The organism is Halobacillus rhizosphaerae (genome assembly GCF_046719735.1).
In the GTDB taxonomy this organism is placed as follows: domain Bacteria; phylum Bacillota; class Bacilli; order Bacillales; family Halobacillaceae; genus Halobacillus_B; species Halobacillus_B rhizosphaerae.
In genome coordinates this window covers 37,060-58,155 of record NZ_JAUTWQ010000025.1, presented here as the reverse complement: position 1 = coordinate 58,155, position 21,096 = coordinate 37,060, and the positions used below count along the sequence as shown (strand labels likewise).

Sequence of the window (21,096 nt, the reverse complement as noted above, 5' to 3'; positions counted from 1 at the left end):
ACAAACCAACATCAAAAGCGAAGAGGAGCGGTTAGATCCCCCGGGCTAAGTCAGCGGCTGCAAGAGGGGATGGTCTTCCCCCGTTTTATCCAGAAAAAACCATAAAAAAGGCATGAGTATAAAAGATTAAGCAGTTATCAATGGGTACACTTAACCCACTGATAACTGTTAAATCTTCCGATACTCATGCCTGACCTTATCAGTAACACGTAACGTTAGGATTTATTGGTTAGTCGCTGCAAATGAATCGTTAAATAGATCGCTTCTGATTCATCTACAGATTTATTTAGTTGTTTCTGCATCACTTTGATGAGTTTCCACGCAAGATTATAGCACACAGGATACTCTTGTTTCAACATGTTAGCTAAACGTACTTCATCACCAATGCTTTCCTCGTGATGAATGCGGTCAATGACACGATGCAAATGCTGTACGAGTCGGTGGTAATCCACACTATTTTTATCTATAGTTAATCCCATGTTGTTTTCTATTATTGTGACCAATTGGGAAATTAACTGGTTATGTCGATTAATTTCTCTTAAAGTCTTATCGGTTACAGCGCTATGAATGTGAAGGGCAATAAAGCCAACTTCCCCTTCTGGAAATTGAATTCCCATATGGTCATATGCCATAGTAACCACTTCCATAGCAATTTGATACTCTTTAGGATACAGCGATTCGATTTCCATTAAGAAAGGGTTAGAGAATTGCATGTTATTCTTCGCACGGTTGATAGCAAATGCGATGTGATCCGTTAATGCCACGTGGATGTGTTCATTTAACTCCTGCCCCATTCGCTTCTCAACGTAGATTAGAATATCATTCATAAAGTCGATTAAGCTTTCATCAATATGAGGCAGTAAGTTCATATATTGTTCTTTTTCTTTTTCATCACTTAATAGAAAGGTTTTATCCGCTTTCGCAAATGATATCGCTTCGTCCTTCTTGCGATTAAATCCAATTCCCTTGCCAATTAACACCACTTCTTTATATGAAGGATGCTCGGCAATAATGACATTATTATTCAGAACTTTTTTAATGGTCACTTGTTGTTCCATGTTGAAAAGCCTCCACTTAAAATTACCTGCCTTCTCTCCGCTTTTTATTAAAAGCGTTTTCAGCACACTTATAATCTATATCCTATCTTCCTTCTTACGGTTTTACAAGCGCAACGGACGGGGAAATGCTTCATTTTTGTACGAAAACGCTTCCGTGTTGTACAATCGTTAGGGTGCTTTCAGAGAGACAGATTTTTTTAGAGAAAGGAGTGTTTCTAATGATTAAATTATTTATAAGCGACCTTGACGGTACTTTGCTTGGAATGAATCATTACATGAAATCAGAAGATATTTATGCCATTCAGGAATTAACAGCTGGAAAAGTTCAGCTTGCTGTTGCTTCCGGACGTATGGATCATGAAATAAATGAAGTTCTTAAACGTATGGAGGTTTCCGGACACCGGGTCAGTCAAAACGGTGCCTTCGTCTACGACCGTGAGAGTAATAATATTCATTCCAAAACGTTTGATGAATCCACTGCCAGAAAGGTTATGGAGGATATGGAGGAAGTTCCTTTATTGAAGACCGTTTCCACAGCAGATAGGACGTACACTCTTAAGCATAGCAAATGGATTGACGTTATTTCTGAACAGTTATTTCACGAGATCATTGTAGAGCCAAATATGATTGAAGAATTTGGCAAGTCCATTCATCCTTCAAAAATTTCACTGCACGGCAGAGAAGAAGAAGTGATTGAAGCTTCCCGCATGATCGACAAGACTTACGGACAGAATCTGGATAGCTTTGTCTCTCATGAAACCTGCGTGGACTTGATGCCAAAAGCAATAAATAAAGGCAATGGAATTAAGGCATTGCTGCAAGAAATAAATATTAAACCGGAAGAAATTGCATGCGTAGGCGATTCATTTAATGATCTGTCTATGTTTGAATTAACTCCTCATAGTTATGCCATGTCTACCGCACGTCCCGAAGTAAAAGAAAGAGCAAGCCAAGTGGTAGACCATGTCCATGAAGCCATTGAAGATTTAGAAAAAAAGGGACTCCTTTAAAAAATCTGCTCCGCGTTTTATCAAAAACACGGAGCGGATTTTTTAAATTTCCATGCGATGGATCAAATCATACGGCCGAACATAGTAACTCTCTACACTCATTCCTTCATTATTCATGGCGTCGGTAATTCTTACTCTGAACGCCTCTCTCGTTACAAGTTTGTCCATATTTTCTTCTGTCAGCGTTTGAAAGCAAACGTCACTTGTCTCGCCAGGCTGAATCGTCAACTCTCCGGATTGATATTCACCTTTAAATACCATACAGACAATGCCACGGGTTAAATTATGGTATACCCCGGTCATTCCGGTGATCTGAACTTCTGCTCCCGTTTCTTCTAATACTTCTCTTTGTATGGCTTCTTTAAGCGTTTCTCCTGTTTCCATTCTTCCGCCTGGAAGCTCCCACGTATCTGCGCGGTGTTCATTTCTAATCAGCAGAACTTCTCCCCGTTCATTAGTAATGAAGGCAGACACCGAAACAATGTGCTTGGTAAAATGATATTCACCTGTAGATTCAAGGAAATCCTCTTTAGACTCAATAAATAGATCTCCTAATTCTTTTCGGCGTTTTTGAGCTTTTTCATGTAATTCTGATTGACGTATTTTGTTTGTAATCGCTTCATAATCACCAAAGGAATCATATTCCCATAAGGCCATGATCTCTTTATGGTCCAAAGTTACATATCGACCTATAAGACGAGCTCCATGACCTAACTGGTTAGGAAGAAGGTACTCATGAAAGAATTGCGTGAATGCCTCAAAGCTATTCGGGTCAATCGTATAGGTTTTTCTTCGATAGATCATGTGTCTCCTCCATTTAGTTCGAATATCCTGCACTATAATCCACTTAAATTATTCTCTAGATCTGAATAATTTCCTGCTAGAATGCGCTACTTTCTTATGCATCTTCTTCCGTAAGGTATTCATCCATAAATAAGTCGATCAAATCAAAAGTAAACCCTTTGCGATATAACCCGGTTTTCACTTTTTGCTTAAGCTCATAACCTTCATACTTAGATTGAAATTTTCTTAAAAGTTTTTCCCCTTGATATACGACAGCCTGCCATTCAGTATCTTCCTCTTGTTCATCTTTTGGCAGATTGGCAAGAACTTCCTGGATCACATCATTTTGGTATCCTTTTTGCATTAAAGTCTGCTGCAAGTTTTGGATTTGCTGTTTCCAAGATTTTCGGCGGTCTGACTTCATTTTTTTCTGGGCAGACTTTAACGCCTTTTCAACTTGCTTATCAAAAGGGAAAAATTGGAGCGCCTCCTCTGCCTGCCGGGCGGCAACTCCTTTCTCTATTAACTCTTTCTTTACGAGTAACGGCCCTTTACTAGACGTCATTACCCTTGTTCTGACTAGAGAATTAGCAAATTCCTGATCATCCAGCAGGTTTTGTTCATGGAGACGGCGAATGACCTCTTCAATATGATCTTCTTCCACCTCTTTATCCTTTAAATAGTCTCTGATTTCTTTTTCTGAACGCATTCGATAGCTTAAATAGTTAAGCGCAAGGGTAAAGGATTTATGTACAGTGTCTGTTTGGATCATTTGTTCGATGGTTGGTTTGTCAAGTTCCATATTCTTTTGGAGACGGAATTTGACTAATACATCTTCATCTACACTGAAGCTGTATTCTTCTCCATTGCCGTGATCTAAAAAGATATTGTAGCGATTCTTATTCTTTTTCTGAGTCGTGATCCGAGTGAGTTTAGCCAACGTTTGCCACCCCTTTTCCACCTATTGTAGCACGTTTAAACCTCATTCGGTCACGAATAAGAATCGCTTTTCAAACAGAAATCAAGTAAACTAATACAAATGTTTCCAAAGGAGGAACGAGCGATGAATATAGTAATTACTGGCGGTACGGGATTTGTCGGGAGCAAGCTGACGGAACACCTGATACAAGAAGAACACCATGTTTACATATTAACTCGTCATCCAGAAAAGTACGAAGACTCCGAGCATGTGACTCATGTCGGATGGTTGAAGGATGAGTTTCATCCAGAAGCTCACTTGGAAAATGTGGGCGCTATTATTAACCTTGCCGGAGAATCTCTAAATAGCGGAAGATGGACAGAAGAAAGAAAACGTTCGATCATGGACAGCCGTATTCTAGCAACAGAAGCAGTCATTGATCTAATCGATGCCCTGGGTGAGAAGCCTCAGGTCTTAGTGAATGCGTCCGCTGTTGGTTATTACGGTCAATCTAAAATAAAAACGTTTACAGAAGAAACAGACCACCCTGGCCGGGATTTTCTAGCAAACGTGGTAAAAGAATGGGAAGATCGTGCTTCCAAAGCAGTGGAACGAGGGGTTCGAACAGTCTTCATCCGTCTGGGAGTCATTCTTGGTGAAGAAGGGGCCCTCCCAAAAATGATTCTGCCTTACAAATTAATGGCCGGCGGGAACTTAGGATCAGGTGAACAATGGATGTCATGGGTGCATATTGATGATGTGGTCCGGTTGTTTGCTTACGCCATTCAAGCGAAAGACTTAGAAGGACCAGTGAATGGTACCGCTCCCCACCCCCAGCGAAATAAAGATTTCGGCAAAACACTCGGAGATGTACTAGACCGCCCTCACTGGCTTCCGGTGCCGGGATTTGTCTTAAAAACTGCACTTGGAGAAATGAGCATGCTTCTGTTGGGCGGTCAGTCGGTGGTTCCTAAAAAAGCGATATCTCACGGATACCATTTTAAATACCCTGAATTAAAACCGGCACTTCAGTCCATTTTAGTTAAAGAGTAAACAATTGAAGGCAGGTATACTTTTTTTATGCCTCAAATGGACCAATGTTCCGTATAATAGAAGTAATAATAACGGAAGGGCTAGATGCTGATGATTACAGTAATTAAGAATGTAACCATTCACCCTGTAACTTCTTCAAAGATTCCAAACGGCACTGTCGTGATTGAAGATGGAAAAATAAAAGATTTCGGCCCAGACATCCCTATTCCTCCAGATGCTGAAATGATTGATGGAAAAAACGGGGATTTATATCCAGGCTTTATTGATGTTCACACTCACCTCGGTCTTTACGATGAAGGAACAGGCTGGGCAGGCAGCGATGCTAATGAAACTATTGAAGCCGTGACTCCTCATTTAAGAGCCATTGATGGAGCCCATCCGCTTGATCCCGCTTTCTTTAATGCACGTAAAGCAGGTGTCACCACGGCCCACATCATGCCAGGCAGCGCGAATATGATTGGAGGGACCACCTCCGTCATCAAAACCGTTGGTCATACGATAAACAATATGATTTTGAAAGAGACGGCCGGGCTCAAACTTGCTCTAGGCGAAAACCCTAAACGAGTCCATTCTCAGTCCCGTAACGCTTCCATTACCCGTTTAGGAATTATGGGCACGCTGCGTGAAACATTCTATGCGGCCATGGAAAGTACAACTCCTAATCACTTACGGGTGAAGCCAATTTTACAAGCCTTAAATCGCGAAATTCCAGTTCGAATCCATGCACACCGTGCCGATGATATTATTACAGCACTTCGTTTTGCGCGTGAATTCAACCTGGACCTTCGCATTGAACATTGTACTGAAGGCCATCTGATTATAGATGAGTTGTCAGCTTGGGATGATCTCCAAGTATCTGTCGGCCCCACGTTTACACGAATGTCCAAAATTGAATTAAGAAATAAAACCTGGCAGACCTATCATATTCTGCACGACCACGGTATTAAAGTATCTATTATGACGGACCACCCTTATACACCGATCCAATACCTAAATGTCTGTGCTGCACTCGCTGCCCGTGAAGGGATGAGTATAGAGGATGCTCTCCGCGGCATCACCATTACTCCCGCAAAGAATCTCGGCATTGATGACAGAGTCGGATCAATTGAGAAAGGGAAAGATGCGGACTTTGTTCTTTGGAATGGACATCCGTTTGAATTCATGTCCAAACCCATATGGACGATGATTGATGGCGACATCGTTTATATCCAAGAATAACCCTATGTCAGCCTTTTGCGGCACCACAAATCAATAAATCCGCAGTAAAAGATCAGCTGATTATTCTCCTCACTTCTTAAGGAAATTCAACTGATCTTTCGGGTGAAAAATTTAAGTTAAATTAACAAAAAAATTATTCACTTTTTTCTGAAAATCGCTTATTATAAACTTAGATGATCACGCTATTGATCTTATCTGTAACAGGGAAGGCAAATGGTGCGCCACCAGCAAACGCTGGTTCTAGTGGGTTCGATTCCCACCCCGAATTTTTGTGAGCTGTTGATAAAAATTCGAGGGTGGTCCGAACCTGCTGAGCGTCTGTTTTCCTACGTTCAGACTACCCTCCTCTATTCATAAGGAGGGATTTTTTATGCTAAAAAAACGTGATTTGCACGACGCCCCGTTTTTGTTTGAATTAATGAGCCACCCAGAAGTATTTCCGTATGTCCGTCACAAAGCCGCGTCCACAGATGAATTTTACTTCTTAACCAAGCAGACTATTGAAGCAGAAGATCGGGGAGAAATCATTTCACGAACCATCCTTGATGAATGGGGGCAGCCCATTGGTACCATTAATTTATTTGATATTCAGGAAAGGAAAGGATTCCTCGCTACTTGGATAGGGCAGCCTTACTTTGGTAAAGGCTATAACAAAACTGCGAAGGATGCTTTTTTCGAGGAATTATTCTTTCAGCTCGATATAGAGGCCATCTTTATGAAAATCAGGCGATCCAACCAGAGATCTATGAAAGCGGCGTTAAAGCTGCCTTATCTGGTATCTGCAAATGAACAGTATCCAGAAGTTCTATCCTGGATTAATCGAGATCAGGATGTTTATGATTTGTTCGTCATTACGAAAGAACAGTACTTGTTTCATTACTATGGAGAACAAGATAACTCAGAAGAAATTCTACAAGCATAACCAAATTATCCACAGACGTTATCCACAACGTTGTGTATAATGTTAATAACTGTAACCACCCCTTATTTCATGCATACTAAAACCTTGGCATTATGTGAATAAATCTATCCACACCCCTGTGGATTTTGTTAACAAATAACCCCCTCTGTGATTAGAAGGGGGTTATTTGCGTCTATTCTTATGAAATAGATGGGAATGGAGCATGAGCATTCTCCGTTTCTTTTTCCTTTAATCTTTTTAGGGGAAGTTGTATCTCTGGCGTTCCATAAACCCCAGGAGCAATCTCAAATTTATTAAATACTAAATTCAGCATGTCCCCGCGGATATAGAAAGCTGTGTTAGGACGAACACTGCTAAATGTTTTCACAAAATAGGTATCCGGTTCTTTTGCTAACTCTTTCTTTACCTGTTTGTTTACTTCATCCATTTCAAATAGCTCATTCAAAGCCAGAACCTTGCCACGTTCCCGATCATAAAAATTTAAGGAAGTGACTGTAGAGGTATAATTATTTCCTCTCGAAATATGTGACGTTAAGACCACTGAATAAAACTGCTCCTCTCTAAACACAGCAGCTTCTTCATAATATAAAACCGGAAATCCCGACATCTCTTCGGCAGCTCCTCTAATCTCACTGCTCGTGTCCTCAAGTTTTTGAATGATTTTTTCATTAATTTCCTTTTGAAGCTGTCTATTCTTTAATGCTTCAAACACAGGATAATCCACATGAACTTCCCAATCTTGATTGACTTGATCTTTATGCTTAATCCCATATCGACTAGCAGCTTCTAACGGATTTGAGAGCCCAATAATGACCACACAAACTAATAAAAGACCTAAGAAACGTTTCAATTCAATCCCTCCGTTTCCTCTTAGTTTGACCAAAATTATCAAAAGTACAGAAGGAAGCAGAAAATATTTATCGAAAATGTAGATCTAAGTCAAAACAACTCTAAAATATTCCAGTTACCTATTGTATTTCTTCCGCTGTCTGTTACAATAAATAACAATTTTATAGAAGGAGGGAGAACTATGATCCGAAGGCTGCAAGAAACTGATAATGAAATTTGTCAGCAGTTGATTTCTCAAAAACCTGCGGAAAATTTATTTATCATCGGAGATATTGAGAACTTTGGCTATGAGCAGGATTTTCAAAAGCTTTGGGGAGACTTTAATGCAGACGGTCAATTAAAGGCAGTGCTGCTGAAGTATTCCAGCAACTACATTGCTTACGCTGAAGATGAATTTAATGCGGAAGGATTCGCCGCAATTATGAACAAGGATCCAGAATTTAAAGAACTCTCAGGACTGCAGTCCATTACAAGTAAGATTCTCCCTCATATTGAAAAAGCATCACCCAAAACCCGTTCGCTTTATTATGCAAATTGTGAATCCATCAACCAGTTAGCTCCGTCATCTGCTCTTGAAAAAGTAAAATTGGCTTCCGCAGAGGATGTTCCTGCTATCGCTCATCTGCAGTCGCAGATTTCTGAATTCGAAGCCGATCCTAATCGAGAAGCAGGTCTGCTTAGAGGCATCGAAAACGGTTCTGCCCGAACTTATTTTATTCATAATGACCAGGAGATTCTCTCCTCCGCCTCGACAACCGCCGAGAATTCCATGTCGGCCATGGTTGTAGGAGTATGCACCCATCCGGAACATTCGAGAAAAGGGTACGCAAGCTTATGTATGACAAAGCTCTGTGAAGACTTGTTAAATGAAGGGAAAATGCTCTGCTTATTTTACGATAACCCTAAAGCAGGCAGTATTTATAAACGATTAGGATTTAAAGATATTGGAAAATGGATGATGCACGTGTTCCAAGCTCAGCCGGAGAATGCCGCCCACTCTTCCTAGGCCATCACTTTTCGATAGCAAATTGAGGTTTGTCTGTCGTTTAGAAGGGAAAACCTTTTACATCCTTATTCATGTCGAGAAATAAGGATTGGAACAGGAAAGGAGAATGAATGATGGACCAACTCATGTTTATTCAAACTGGAATGGGGACCGATGTCCACGGACAAAATATTACCAAGGCATCCGTCCGTGCTATAAAAAACGCCATTCATACTAACTCTATGCCTGGTATTCGCACGGCGCTTCCTGAAGGATCGCTGGACAATATGAAAATCAATGTAAAGCTTGCCCTGCCTTGTGATAAAGATAAGCTGAATCATGAAGAAGTGAAGCAGGCGATCCCTTACGGCGAGGTTTCCATAGAAGTCTTAGATGGCGGTATGCTGACGACTAGCGGTATTTTTCTTGAAGACAAAGAAGATAAAAATGATCAAATGTATATCGTGAACGCCGCTGTAGAAGTTGGTTATTAATTGCAAAAGCTCCCCATGAGAGGGAGCTTTTTTTCAAGAAGGATCTTCTTCTTCATCCTGCTTATCCATATAGCGGTCATAGTGGATATTTCTTTCAATATGAACATGCTCTTCTCCCGTATATCCCTGAATATCCGTGGATACGAATGGTTCATATTCTTCCACATACCCCACACCATCCTCACTGTCCATAAGGGATGAGCCTTCATACACCATGCTTGTCTGATTAAAAGAGGCAACTTGCTCATAAGCATCCTGTTCATTATACCCCGTCATGCCATCATCGGTTCCATACTCCTCTTCCAAATTCTCAATAACTTCTTCCTCTACCGGGCGGTCTGTTGAGATATCTTGGTTTAAAGATGCCTTCGCAATCGTTCGTGCTGTAGGCAGAGCTTTCAATCGTTCATAAGGAATCGTTTTCCCTGTCGCCTCACAGATCCCATAACTTCCATTTTCCATTTGAGTTAAAGAATAATGAATATCGGAAAGTTCTTCTTTTAAATGTCCCAGCAAAGCGATATCTTTCTCTCTTTCATACAATTCTGTTCCTGAATCAGCGGGGTGGTTATCGTATTGAGATAATTCACCAGAGGACATGTCACTGGCAAATCCGCGTTCTAATCCTAACTGATCTGTATTTACCATCCGTTGCTCTATTTCATGTTTTCGTTGTTCTAATTGGTTTTTCAACTGGGTATAATCCATGATTTCCACTCCTGTAAAGTAATTGTCCTTAGTTTGGCTCAGGATTGGTCACCTATTCAAAAGACCGGAGCATTTACGGCTAATCGTTCCGATATTGTGAAGAATATGTAAGTAACAAACTTCTTGAAAAGCGATTCGTACCTCGGAGCCCCTACAGTCTCAACAAATGTCTCGATTTCAAGTCTTCCACAACCCTACTTTAACTATGAGATAACAAAAAAAGAGACCAAATCCTGTTCAGGCTGGTCTCCTCTTTGTATTCTGTTTCCTCTATTGAACATCGTAACAATTCTATTTACGAAGAGCTTCTAAGAAATCTTCTTTCAGATCTTCGATGTCTTCAAGTCCAATGGATACACGGACTAAACCATCGGCAATACCGAGTTCAGCACGACGCTCTTTCGGAATAGAAGCATGTGTCATCATAGCTGGAACGGAAATCAGACTTTCCACTGCTCCCAAACTTTCAGCAAGCGTAAAATATTTTACATTTTTCAATACTTGATCTGCTTTTTCACCACTGCCGACGTCAAACGAAATCATACCACCATTGCCTCTAGCCTGGCTTTGATGAACGTCATGACCTTTATGTCCCGCTAACCCTGGATAATAAATCTTCTTCACTTCAGGGAGTTCTTCCAAGAATTCTACAAACTGGCGCGTATTTTCTTCGATCTCTTCCATACGGATTCCGAGTGTTTTGATTCCTCTCATCAATAACCAAGAGTCCTGCGGTCCAAGAATGCCGCCAGAGGAATTAAGAACAAAGTGTACTTCTTCAGCAAGCTTTTGCGAATTCACGACTACTAGACCAGCGACAACATCACTATGGCCGCCTAAGTATTTCGTTGCACTATGCAGAACAATATCCGCCCCGAATTCGATTGGATTCTGCCAATAAGGCGTACTGAACGTATTATCCACGATAAAGGTTAAATCTTTAGATTTAGCCAGTTCAGATACTTTTTTCAAATCTGTAATTTTAAGAAGCGGGTTGGTCGGCGTTTCCACATAAACGGCTTTTGTTCGATCTGTAATCGCTTGTTCGATGTTCTTCACATCACTCGTATCTACAAAGCTTACATCCAGGCCAAAGCGATTGATCACATTGTTTACTAAACGGTATGTGCCTCCGTAAACATCATCCGTGAAAATCACATGATCGCCTTGGTTGAAAGTCATAAGTACAGCGGTAATAGCTGCCATTCCAGAGCCAAATGCGAAGCCGGCATGACCGCCTTCAAGCTCTTTAATCAGTTCTTCTAGAGCAAACCTAGTAGGGTTTCCTGTCCGGGAATACTCGTATCCGCGGTGCTGGCCGACTCCATCCTGACGATACGTACTTACTTGATAAATCGGTACTGATACGGCACCTGTTTTGTCATCACCTGTAATGCCGCCATGTATTAGTTGTGTTTTCTTTCTCATAGCTTTTCCTCCTCATAAATCCCTTGACTTAAATAACGATCGCTGCTGTCAGGAAAAATTGTAACAATTTTAGTCCCGGGTTTCGCTTGTTCTGCTTCTCTCAAGGCAGCTTCAAAGGCAGCGCCGGAAGAGCTTGCGACAAGCAAGCCTTCATTCAATGCTAATTCCCGAACTCTTTGAAAGGCCACTTTATCAGTAACGGTATGAACAGCATCGAAATAGCTGTCATCCATATAAAACGGCATAAATTCCATGCCAATTCCTTCTGTTTTATGTGGACCAGGCTCTCCACCATTAATCACGGAACCTTCTGGCTCTACGATCACCGTTTTCGTGTGCTTGTTTTTCTCCTTTAAGAACTTGGATATTCCCATAAACGTGCCACCGGTGCCTGCACCAGCAAGAAAGACATCGATCTCACCATTCATATCTAAATAGATTTCGGGTCCAAGTGTTTCATAATAGGTATCCGGATTCGCCTGATTGTTAAATTGCTGTGGACTAAACGAATTGGGAACCTCTTTACAAAGGGCATTGGCTTTTTCAATGGCTCCGCGCATACCTTTGTCCGTGGGGGTATTAACTACCTCTGCCCCAAGCGCTCTCATTAATGTTTGTTTTTCCTGGCTGAATTTCTCAGGAGTTACAAACATCACCCGGAACCCTCTGCCGATTGCAGCGAGTGCGAGCCCTATCCCCGTATTCCCAGCCGTCGGTTCAATAATAGTCCCCCCTGGGTTTAGCAGATTCCTATTTAATGCATCTTCAATCAGTTTTAAACCCAGGCGGTCTTTAATACTGCCGCCTGGGTTCATAAATTCAAGCTTCGCAAAAATGCGCGCTTGATTCGGAATATCCGAGTGTGTCAGTTCGATCATAGGTGTATTTCCGATTAGTGATTGTACGTTCTTCACGTAGCTCATAGCTGCTTCAACCTCCGCTTATTGAAAAACTTCCGTCCATTCATCACGTTTATTTAACAATTCACGGGCAAGTTCCTGAGCTCCTTCTAAGCTGTGGCTTGCAGCGAATCCACATTGAACTTCGTTGCAAGCTGGTACTTCTTCAGCTTGAAGGACATCATTCAACGTTTTCTCCACCACTTGAAGAATATTATCATAGCTATCATCGTTCATTACAGCTAGATAGAAACCTGTCTGGCAGCCCATCGGCCCAATGTCAATAATACGATCATGGTGATTACGACTGTTCTCTGCCATCAAGTGCTCCAGGGAATGAAGGGCAGGCATATTCATATGTTCTTTATTGGGTTGTTTTACTCGAATGTCATATTTGTAAATTTTATCGCCTTTATCACCCTCTGTAACTCCAACGAGTCGTACATAAGGTGCTTTTACTTTGGTATGATCCAGGTTAAAACTTTCTACGTTCATTTGTGTCATAAGATCATTCTCCTTTTTTTGCCTGAATGAGCCAGGCGTATTTGTTCAGTTGTTTAAAACTTACCTCAAATCCTTGCGTTAAAAACATCTCTTTCAAATCTTCCAGACAGCTATAATACTCTTCCTGCAAATCCTGTGCTAAATTTAAAAATCCTGCTTTTTCAGCATTTTTAATTAACGTCTGTTTATGATCCTCATCTTTAAATAAAGTATCAATAAAGATGATCTGACCTTTTGCCTCTAATTGATGGTAATATTTAGCTAGTGCCGCTATTTTCTCATCAGCTTTTAAATGATGGAAAGCGAATGAACTAACGATCGACTGTACCGGCGTCTGCAGGGATGGATAGTTTATGAAGTCCCCTTCATAAATCGCCGCTTCCGGGCATTTCATGGCCGCTATTCTCCGCATTTCTTCTGACGGTTCAATGCCGATAACGACTTTATTTTTATCCACCATTTTTCTAGTTAAATTAGCTGTCCCTACACCAAATTCTATCACAGGTGAAAGGGATAAGTCTGCTAACTCTTCAAGCATATCATGATAGCCTTCAAAAACCTCGCGATATTCAGGATCTTTTCCAGCTACTGTATCATCATAGGAACTCGCCCATTGATTAAAAAGGTCGACAAATTCTATTCCCATCTATTTCAACCCCTCATTGTTTATAATTCCAATCTGTAAACTCGGAATTACATGTATAATGTATCATATTTCAAAAGGGACTACAACGGAAGCACTTTTTCACAATTTTTCTTCACTTTCTTGATTGAGATTTCTTTCCATTGACACTTTATAATTATGATATGATACAAGATTAGAAAGGTCTCTAATTACGAATGCTAAACGGCTTTTTTATTATAAAGGAGGTCCAGCGATGACCACCGTCATTTTAGCTGAAAAACCAAGCCAGGCAAAAGCCTATGCCGCTGCTTTTCGAAATACGAAAGCCAAAGACGGCTATATCGAAGTCAACGATGATCAATTCTTTCCTTCCCCTGCTTACATTACTTATGGATTTGGGCACCTTACCCAGCTGGTTGAACCCAGTCATTATAAACAAGAATGGAAGCAATGGAAGCTGACAACGCTGCCGATTCTGCCAGACCAATATAAATTTGAAGTCCCTAAAGATAAAAGAAAACAATTCTCCATTGTAAAGAATCTATTAAAACAGGCCAGTGAAATTATTGTCGCGACCGACCCGGATCGTGAAGGGGAAAATATCGCCCGCAGTATCATACAATTAGCCGGACAAAGCCGCAAACCAACGAAGCGATTATGGATAAATTCATTAGAAGTGGAAGCCATTAAACAAGGGTTTCAACACTTACAAGACGGAAAATCTTACTTATCCCTGTACGAGGAAGCACAAACACGCCAGATTGGCGACTGGCTGGTCGGCATGAATGGCTCACGGCTGTACAGCCTGCTTCTTCAAAAGAAGGGGATTCGCGAATCATTCAGTATCGGAAGAGTCCAGACCCCTACGTTATTTATGATTTATCAGCGTAAAAAGGAAATCGATGAATTTACGCCCGTCCCTTTTTACGAATTACTAGCAGACGTTAAGGTTCAGGAAGGTCAATTTCAGGCAAAGTACCCGAAGCAATTTAAAAACAAAGAAGATTTACATCAGATCATCAAGAATCATCAATTAGAAAAAGAAAATGATGCGATTATTGAGAAACTGCAGAAAACGAAGAAAAAAATGGGGTCTCCTAAGCTGCACAGCCTTTCCACCCTGCAAACGAAAGCAAATAAAGTTTGGGGAATCAGCCCGAGCCAAGTACTGAAAATGATGCAATCGCTTTATGAGAAGAAGCTGCTCTCCTATCCGCGAACGGATACGCAGCATATTACTCCCAGCGAATTTAGTTACTTAAAGGAAAATCTAACTTCTTATCAGCAATTAGCCAATCAATCTTTTGAGCCCACTTATCTTCATGCTCGAAAGAAATTCGTCGACTCTTCCAAGGTTCAGGAACACTATGCGATCATTCCCACTAAGAAGATTCCGACCAAAGCAGTCATTGACCGTCTCTCCGATCGCGAGAAGAAGATTTATTTTGAAGTCGTTCATACCACTCTTGCCATGTTTCATGATGATTATCACTTTGAAGAAACAAAAGTGGACGTTAATATTCATGACCTGATTTTCAAAGCGACAGGTAAAGTAGACATCAAGAGAGGCTGGAAAGAACTCTTTGGTAAAGAGAAAGCAAGTAAGCAGGATAAACAAACACCTAAACTTCCTGTCATCCATCAAGGGGAAAACTGTACAGCTTCTTTAAAAACGAAAGAAGACATGACTAAACCGCCCAAGCCTTATACAGAGGGACAATTAATTACCATGATGAAAACAGCAGGTAAGATGATTGAAGATGAAGTGGCGCAAGAAACCCTTAAGGAAACCGAAGGAATAGGAACAGAAGCTACACGAGCCAATATAATTGAGACGCTAAAGAACCAGAACTATATTTCTGTAACAAAAAATAGTGTAACCATTACTCCAAAAGGAATTATCCTCTGCCAGGCTGTGGACGAGACACTGCTTGCCAGCCCGGAAATGACCGCCAAATGGGAACAGTTTTTGAAAAAGATTGGTCAAGGTGATGGCCAGCAGAAAACCTTACTGAAAAGTATTGAAAAATTTCTCTATCATCTCATCAGCCAGGCCCCGAAAGATATTGACAGCCGGCCGCTCGATACTGCTATTCAACAAGCTCAGATTAAAGAAGAATTGGCCCTTTGCCCTTCCTGTAAAAAAGGGTCCATTATAGATAAAGGCAAGGTTTACGGTTGCAGCCAGTACAAAGAAGGATGTCAATTCGTTATTCCTAAACGATTTCTAGGGAAATCCATTAGTGCGACGAATGCAAAAAAACTCTTGGCAGGTAAAAAAACCAGCCTAATCAAAGGGATGAAAGGAAAATCGAAGAAACCGTTTAATGCTTATTTAAAGTTGAAGGATGGAAAGCTGGAATTTGAATTTGCCCAAAAGCGCAAACGTTCTTCTGCGTCTTCATAAATCTACTTTCAAAAATGCTGAAGTACTTAAAGTTTCAAAGTCAGCGGCTTACAACTATTATTCACCAGGAAACCCGATCCAAAGAATTAAATTGGTTCGGGTTTTTTCGTTAAGGCTGCTTTTTTTCTATTTCGGATCATGGTTGCAGAAATTGCCCATATAGTAATAAAGACGAGGACTGTAAGGAGGTAGCACATGGATATAAGAGTGAGAAAAGGTGACACTCTCTGGTACTATGCCAACACCTTTAATGTTCCATTACAATTGATTATAGATTCTAACCCTGCTGTCTCTCCCAGTGCACTGGGCATTGGTCAATTGATTAAAATTCCAGGGTATAGATCCACCACCTATCAAATCCAGCCCGGCGACACATTTTGGAAAATCGCTTCCGACAGAAGAATTTCTATTGATACTTTATTTCTGTTGAATCAGGATGTAAATCCCAGCAACCTGCAATACGGTCAATCGATTATTGTCCCCGTCCGTGTCACATACCGCATCATAAATAGTAATCAAAACTATAGCTTTAAAACGCTGTCAAGTCACCTCAATCAACTGGCTGAACTTTATCCCTTTCTAAGACGAGAAACTATCGGCAAAAGTGTTATGGGGAAAAATCTCGATGAATTACAGATTGGCAGAGGGTCGAAAATTATTCATTGGGATGGGTCATTTCACGCTAATGAATGGATTACCTCCGCTATCATCATGCAATTTCTTAATGATTATTTGCTTGCTCTTACGAATCAAGAAACCATTCGCGGCGTCTCTATTCTCCCTTTCTATAACCAAGTGACTGTTTCCATTGTTCCTATGGTCGACCCTGATGGCGTAGATCTTGTGCTCAATGGCCCTCCGGAAGGAACTTATGGGGAAGAAGCGTTAAGAATTAACAAGGGTAGCCAGGATTTTTCTGGATGGAAAGCAAACATCCGCGGAGTTGACTTAAATAATCAGTATCCTGCCAAATGGGAAGTAGAAGCGGCCAGAAAGCCGAAATCTCCTGCACCAAGGGATTTCCCTGGTTATCAGCCTTTAACTGAACCTGAAGCCGTGGCAATGGCGGAGCTTGCTGGGAAACGGCAATTTGAAAAACTCCTTGCTTTCCATACGCAAGGAGAAGTGATTTACTGGGGCTACGAAAACTTGGAACCCCCGAGATCACAAACGATTGTAAATGAATTTTCCAGAGTAAGCGGCTATGAACCGATTCGCTTTGTTGATAGTTATGCTGGTTACAAGGACTGGTTTATTAAGGTATGGAGACGTCCGGGTTTCACAGTGGAACTCGGAAGCGGTCTTAACCCACTTCCCCTTAGCCAATTTGATGAAATCTATCAGGAAGCTCTTGGAATTTTCTTGGCAAGTCTTTATATGTAAAGCAGAGAGTCCTATCACAACTAAAAAAGCAGCGATGTCGATATCCAGACTTCGCTGCTTTATTTATAAAAAATGAAGACACCATTATTCAGGCGGTATCTCCAGCAATTCTTTAATCTGATTAATATGATGATCATCGTGTTCTTTCAACTCAATAAAATAGTCATAAAGCGTGATTGTTCTTGAACGCATATGAACGTCTTGAGTGAATTCCTCTACCTCAAAATGTGAAATAGCCTGAAGCAGTAACCGTCGGGTATCACAGAAGGATTCGATCGTATCACTTTTTTCTTCATCTCTTGCTTGAATGGCTGCTTGAGCATTAATCACTTCCGAATTTGGAGCTACAGGCATTTTCTGCTGCGTAAAGATATAGGGTAGCCTTTCGTTCAGCACGAATTTGTCCCATGCAACAAGATGACGAATCACTTCTGCCACACTCCATTTACCAGGACTAATCGGCAAGCGCCAATTCTCATCCGTCATATCCGTTAAAGAATGAACCCATGTTAAGGACTGTTCATAATGGTCAATAATTTCCTCTTTCTTATTCAAAATTGCATGTTCCTCCATCTTTCCACTCCTAAGTATTGCAGATTAGAGGTGAGATTGATCCATATGCCCTTGATGTTTTTGAATGATATGCAGTGCTTGATCAAAGTCCTCCTCGTGAATTTGAAAATGCAGAAGATGAGTCAAATGCTCGTCATTTGAACCAGGCGCCGCTTCATCGTCAGGGTCTAACGCACCCGCTACACCAGCTCCCGCTCCAAATTGATTCGCCCCGCCCAATGGAATAATAGAAGTAGTTAAATTTGCATCCTCAGGTATCGCTTCAACTAACTCATTCTCTGTCCTAAGTGACTGCAGCTCCGCTTTAGCACTCTCCGCATCATTCTCCGTCTTAAAATAAGCCTCAACATGTTTAGACATAACTACCAATCCCTTCAAAATAGCTAGTACTTTTATAATAGCCCATTTCAAAAAAACAAAACATTTAATTAATAGTGGAGGCGCCTTGATAGACACGACAAGCATAAGTACAGCGGCGCCGTGACGGTCTTTGTCACAGAGGCGATGAACTTATGTCTCGAGTGTCTAGGCGCTGCAACTGGATATATTAAAAGTGGAGGTGAGCGGTTAGATTCTTCGGGCTAAGTCATCACCTTCCCCCTCTGGAAGGTGATGACTTAGAACAAGGCATCAAAAAAGCTCCTCCTTAGAGAAGCTTTTTCAAGATCAGTTTATATGTTCCTTCGCCAGTTGAAGCTGCTTATAAACCTGGTCAAAGCCTGTTCCTCCCTGGCTGTTACGAGCAGCTACCACATGATCGGGGGCTAGTTTTTCATAAATATCTTCTTCAAATAAATCTGAGAAGCCTTTGTATTCATCCATCGTTAATTCAAGTAAATATTTTTGCTGCTCAATGGCATACAGCACGATTTTCCCAATCACTTCATGCGCTTGACGGAAAGGAAGTCCCTTGACGGCTAGATAGTCAGCAATATCGGTCGCATTAGAGTAATCTTCTTGGACGGCTTGTTTCATGTTTGCCTGCTTCACTTCCATTGATTCAAGCATAGGAGCAAGCAGTGAAAGCGCACCATCCAGCGTTTCTACTGTATCAAACATCCCTTCCTTGTCCTCTTGCATGTCTTTATTATAAGCAAGCGGCAGTCCTTTCAAGAGAGTGAGCAACCCCATTAAATTCCCATAAATACGGCCGGTTTTTCCGCGCAGCAGTTCAGGTACATCCGGGTTCTTTTTTTGCGGCATAATACTTGAACCAGTGCAGAAGGCATCATCAAGCTCTACGAAATTAAACTCCTGGCTGCTCCAGAGAATCAATTCTTCAGATAAACGGGAAATATGGGTAATTAAAATAGATGAGATCGATAGAAATTCTAAAATAAAATCCCGATCGCTGACGGCATCTAGCGAATTAGGATAAACATAATCAAAACCTAGCGTTTCTGCGGTCATCTCGCGATCAATCGGATAAGGGGTACCTGCCAGGGCAGCGGCCCCGAGCGGAGACCAATTGATCCGCTTTATACTATCCTGCAACCGCTGCTTATCACGTTCAAACATCCAGAAGTAAGCGAGCAGATGATGACTGAATGAGACCGGCTGGGCTCTTTGTAAATGGGTGTATCCTGGAAGAATCGTTTCCACGTGAGTATCTGCCTGCCCAACGAGGGCGGATTGAACCGCTTCTACGAGATGAATTAAATCTTTTGTTTTTTCACGAAGATACAGGTGCATATCCGTAGCCACTTGATCATTACGGCTTCGGCCAGTATGAAGCTTGCCACCTACGGGACCGATTTCTTCAATAAGAAGCTTTTCGATATTCATGTGAATGTCTTCATCCGCTACAGTAAATTCTGCTTCATCATTTTTAATTTTTTTCTGGACAATCTCCAGCCCCTGCTTAATCTGTGCTGCTTCATCTAAAGAAATAATGTCGCATTTGCCCAGCATTTCAACATGCGCAAAGCTCCCTTGAATGTCATGCAGGGCCAATTTTTTATCAAAGCTGATCGAGGACGTATATTCCTCGACCAGTTTATTGGTTGGTTTAGTGAAACGTCCTCCCCACAGCTTACTCATTCACACTCACCGGCTCTTTCGCTGGTGCTTTTCCCTCTGCTTTATGCACATCCGCATGAACCTTGGTTGGAAGTCCCCATAGTTTGATGAAGCCAACCGCTGCGTTATGATCAAAGGCATCGTGCTTGGAATACGTGGATAACGCATCATTATACAAACTATAAGGAGATTTCTTACCAATCACATTGTGATGTCCTTTGAATAATTTCACCTTCACCGTCCCGGTGACAACCTTTTGAGTTTCTTCAACAAAGGCGGATAACGCCGGCTGCAGTGGTGAATACCAGAGTCCGTCATAAATCATCTTAGACAGCTGTTGATCAATATTCGCTTTCGATTGTGAAACCTCTCTCGTTAAGGTTAGGAATTCCAGTTCTTTATGAGCATTAATGAGAATCATCGCAGCAGGATTCTCGTACACTTCTCTTGATTTAATCCCGACGAGACGGTTTTCAACATGGTCAATACGTCCAACACCATGTTTGCCGCCCAAATCGTTCAGCTTTTCAATGAGAGGAACAAGGTTCATGGGTTGACCATTTAAGGAGACCGGTATTCCTTGTTCAAAATCAATATCCAATATTTCTGGTTGATCCGGTGTGTTTTCAATCGGATTCGTCCATGCATAGGCAGCTTCTGGAGCTTCCGCCCACGGATCCTCAAGTACTCCCGCTTCGCATGCACGACCCCAGATGTTGGCATCGATAGAGAAAGGATTATCAAGATTCACCGGAATTGGGATCCCTTTTTCCTCGGCATAAGCAATTTCTTCATCCCGGGACATGCCCCATTCTCTTACAGGAGCAATAACCTCAAGCTCTGGATTTAACGCTTGAATTGAAACTTCAAATCTAACCTGGTCATTCCCTTTCCCCGTACAGCCATGGGCAACGGCTACAGCGCCTTCTTGTTCAGCGACTTCCACCAAAAGTTTAGAGATCAGCGGACGAGAGAGTGCTGAAGATAAAGGATACTTCCCTTCATATAAAGCGTTCGCCTTCAGCGCAGGCATTAAATAATTTTCAGCTAACAATTCTTTTGCATTTACCATAATCGCTTTAATGGCTCCAACGTCTAAAGCCTTTTGACGAATCGTTTCGAGATCTTTTCCTTCTCCTACGTCCAATCCAAGGGCAATTACATCATACCCATATTTCTCCTGAATCCATTTCACAGATACGGAAGTGTCAAGTCCACCAGAATACGCTAATACTACTTTAGGTTTTGTCATAACAAGC

The 21,096-nt window shown here is 41.5% G+C and carries 21 protein-coding genes; 8 read left to right on the top strand and 13 right to left on the bottom strand.

The window, feature by feature from the left end:
- Nucleotides 1–215 precede the first annotated feature (215 nt).
- Nucleotides 216–1,058, bottom strand: a complete 843-nt coding sequence (gene glcT, locus Q7A53_RS19340; protein WP_411790847.1) for a glucose PTS transporter transcription antiterminator GlcT — start codon at nucleotides 1,056–1,058, stop codon at nucleotides 216–218.
- A 218-nt stretch (nucleotides 1,059–1,276) separates the two neighbouring features.
- On the opposite strand from glcT, the gene Q7A53_RS19335 reads away from it, so the two are divergent.
- Complete coding sequence (locus Q7A53_RS19335; protein WP_411790846.1) at nucleotides 1,277–2,068, top strand: HAD family hydrolase; 792 nt, start codon at nucleotides 1,277–1,279, stop codon at nucleotides 2,066–2,068.
- Between the two features lie 42 nt (nucleotides 2,069–2,110).
- Here Q7A53_RS19335 and Q7A53_RS19330 read toward each other — a convergent pair whose 3' ends face one another.
- Both Q7A53_RS19330 and recX read right to left on the bottom strand, forming a co-directional pair.
- Nucleotides 2,111–2,872, bottom strand: a complete 762-nt coding sequence (locus tag Q7A53_RS19330) for an NUDIX domain-containing protein (RefSeq protein ID WP_411790845.1) — start codon at nucleotides 2,870–2,872, stop codon at nucleotides 2,111–2,113.
- A gap of 94 nt (nucleotides 2,873–2,966) precedes the next feature.
- Nucleotides 2,967–3,791, bottom strand: a complete 825-nt coding sequence (gene recX, locus Q7A53_RS19325; RefSeq protein WP_411790844.1) for a recombination regulator RecX — start codon at nucleotides 3,789–3,791, stop codon at nucleotides 2,967–2,969.
- A 123-nt stretch (nucleotides 3,792–3,914) separates the two neighbouring features.
- Between recX and Q7A53_RS19320 the strand changes: the two genes are divergently transcribed.
- The 3 genes from Q7A53_RS19320 (at nucleotide 3,915) to Q7A53_RS19310 (ending at nucleotide 6,963) form a co-directional block, all read left to right on the top strand.
- Nucleotides 3,915–4,823, top strand: coding sequence for a TIGR01777 family oxidoreductase (locus Q7A53_RS19320; RefSeq protein WP_411790843.1), 909 nt, complete (start codon nucleotides 3,915–3,917; stop codon nucleotides 4,821–4,823).
- A 90-nt stretch (nucleotides 4,824–4,913) separates the two neighbouring features.
- Entirely contained in the window at nucleotides 4,914–6,041 is a 1,128-nt protein-coding gene (locus Q7A53_RS19315) for an amidohydrolase (RefSeq protein ID WP_411790873.1), read from the top strand.
- Between the two features lie 370 nt (nucleotides 6,042–6,411).
- Nucleotides 6,412–6,963: a GNAT family N-acetyltransferase gene (locus tag Q7A53_RS19310; protein WP_411790842.1), complete on the top strand. Its 552-nt coding sequence runs from the start codon at nucleotides 6,412–6,414 to the stop codon at nucleotides 6,961–6,963.
- A gap of 178 nt (nucleotides 6,964–7,141) precedes the next feature.
- Here the strand turns inward: Q7A53_RS19310 and Q7A53_RS19305 are convergent, their stop codons facing one another.
- Nucleotides 7,142–7,813: a DUF3298 and DUF4163 domain-containing protein gene (locus Q7A53_RS19305; protein WP_411790841.1), complete on the bottom strand. Its 672-nt coding sequence runs from the start codon at nucleotides 7,811–7,813 to the stop codon at nucleotides 7,142–7,144.
- Between the two features lie 180 nt (nucleotides 7,814–7,993).
- On the opposite strand from Q7A53_RS19305, the gene Q7A53_RS19300 reads away from it, so the two are divergent.
- Together Q7A53_RS19300 and Q7A53_RS19295 are read left to right on the top strand one after the other, a co-directional pair.
- Entirely contained in the window at nucleotides 7,994–8,818 is an 825-nt protein-coding gene (locus tag Q7A53_RS19300) for a GNAT family N-acetyltransferase (RefSeq protein WP_411790840.1), read from the top strand.
- Between the two features lie 110 nt (nucleotides 8,819–8,928).
- The gene (locus tag Q7A53_RS19295) at nucleotides 8,929–9,291 is read left to right on the top strand and encodes a Lin0512 family protein (RefSeq protein ID WP_411790839.1); all 363 of its coding nucleotides are present in this window, start codon (nucleotides 8,929–8,931) and stop codon (nucleotides 9,289–9,291) included.
- Between the two features lie 33 nt (nucleotides 9,292–9,324).
- Here the strand turns inward: Q7A53_RS19295 and Q7A53_RS19290 are convergent, their stop codons facing one another.
- The 5 genes from Q7A53_RS19290 to Q7A53_RS19270 all read right to left on the bottom strand — a co-directional run bounded on the left by Q7A53_RS19290 (nucleotide 9,325) and on the right by Q7A53_RS19270 (nucleotide 13,476).
- Complete coding sequence (locus Q7A53_RS19290; RefSeq protein ID WP_411790838.1) at nucleotides 9,325–9,999, bottom strand: TraR/DksA C4-type zinc finger protein; 675 nt, start codon at nucleotides 9,997–9,999, stop codon at nucleotides 9,325–9,327.
- A gap of 291 nt (nucleotides 10,000–10,290) precedes the next feature.
- Nucleotides 10,291–11,427, bottom strand: a complete 1,137-nt coding sequence (locus Q7A53_RS19285) for a bifunctional cystathionine gamma-lyase/homocysteine desulfhydrase (protein WP_411790837.1) — start codon at nucleotides 11,425–11,427, stop codon at nucleotides 10,291–10,293.
- Nucleotides 11,424–12,350: a PLP-dependent cysteine synthase family protein gene (locus Q7A53_RS19280; protein ID WP_411790836.1), complete on the bottom strand. Its 927-nt coding sequence runs from the start codon at nucleotides 12,348–12,350 to the stop codon at nucleotides 11,424–11,426. The genes Q7A53_RS19285 and Q7A53_RS19280 overlap by 4 nt, the downstream gene beginning before the upstream one ends.
- 18 nt (nucleotides 12,351–12,368) lie before the next feature.
- Nucleotides 12,369–12,830 (bottom strand): S-ribosylhomocysteine lyase, encoded by a 462-nt coding sequence (locus Q7A53_RS19275; protein WP_411790835.1) that lies wholly within the window; start codon nucleotides 12,828–12,830, stop codon nucleotides 12,369–12,371.
- A 4-nt stretch (nucleotides 12,831–12,834) separates the two neighbouring features.
- Nucleotides 12,835–13,476, bottom strand: a complete 642-nt coding sequence (locus tag Q7A53_RS19270) for a class I SAM-dependent DNA methyltransferase (RefSeq protein WP_411790834.1) — start codon at nucleotides 13,474–13,476, stop codon at nucleotides 12,835–12,837.
- A 232-nt stretch (nucleotides 13,477–13,708) separates the two neighbouring features.
- On the opposite strand from Q7A53_RS19270, the gene Q7A53_RS19265 reads away from it, so the two are divergent.
- Nucleotides 13,709–15,862 (top strand): type IA DNA topoisomerase, encoded by a 2,154-nt coding sequence (locus Q7A53_RS19265; protein ID WP_411790833.1) that lies wholly within the window; start codon nucleotides 13,709–13,711, stop codon nucleotides 15,860–15,862.
- 195 nt (nucleotides 15,863–16,057) lie between these two features.
- Nucleotides 16,058–17,245 (top strand): M14 family metallopeptidase, encoded by a 1,188-nt coding sequence (locus Q7A53_RS19260; RefSeq protein ID WP_411790832.1) that lies wholly within the window; start codon nucleotides 16,058–16,060, stop codon nucleotides 17,243–17,245.
- An 84-nt stretch (nucleotides 17,246–17,329) separates the two neighbouring features.
- Here the strand turns inward: Q7A53_RS19260 and Q7A53_RS19255 are convergent, their stop codons facing one another.
- The 4 genes from Q7A53_RS19255 to Q7A53_RS19240 all read right to left on the bottom strand — a co-directional run bounded on the left by Q7A53_RS19255 (nucleotide 17,330) and on the right by Q7A53_RS19240 (nucleotide 21,089).
- Nucleotides 17,330–17,818, bottom strand: coding sequence for a DinB family protein (locus Q7A53_RS19255; protein ID WP_411790831.1), 489 nt, complete (start codon nucleotides 17,816–17,818; stop codon nucleotides 17,330–17,332).
- Between the two features lie 24 nt (nucleotides 17,819–17,842).
- On the bottom strand, nucleotides 17,843–18,178 hold the full coding sequence (locus Q7A53_RS19250) for a hypothetical protein (RefSeq protein ID WP_411790830.1): 336 nt from the start codon (nucleotides 18,176–18,178) through the stop codon (nucleotides 17,843–17,845).
- 306 nt (nucleotides 18,179–18,484) lie between these two features.
- Nucleotides 18,485–19,858 (bottom strand): argininosuccinate lyase, encoded by a 1,374-nt coding sequence (gene argH / locus Q7A53_RS19245; RefSeq protein WP_411790829.1) that lies wholly within the window; start codon nucleotides 19,856–19,858, stop codon nucleotides 18,485–18,487.
- Nucleotides 19,851–21,089 (bottom strand): argininosuccinate synthase, encoded by a 1,239-nt coding sequence (locus tag Q7A53_RS19240; RefSeq protein WP_411790828.1) that lies wholly within the window; start codon nucleotides 21,087–21,089, stop codon nucleotides 19,851–19,853. The genes argH and Q7A53_RS19240 overlap by 8 nt, the downstream gene beginning before the upstream one ends.
- Nucleotides 21,090–21,096: the final 7 nt, after the last annotated feature.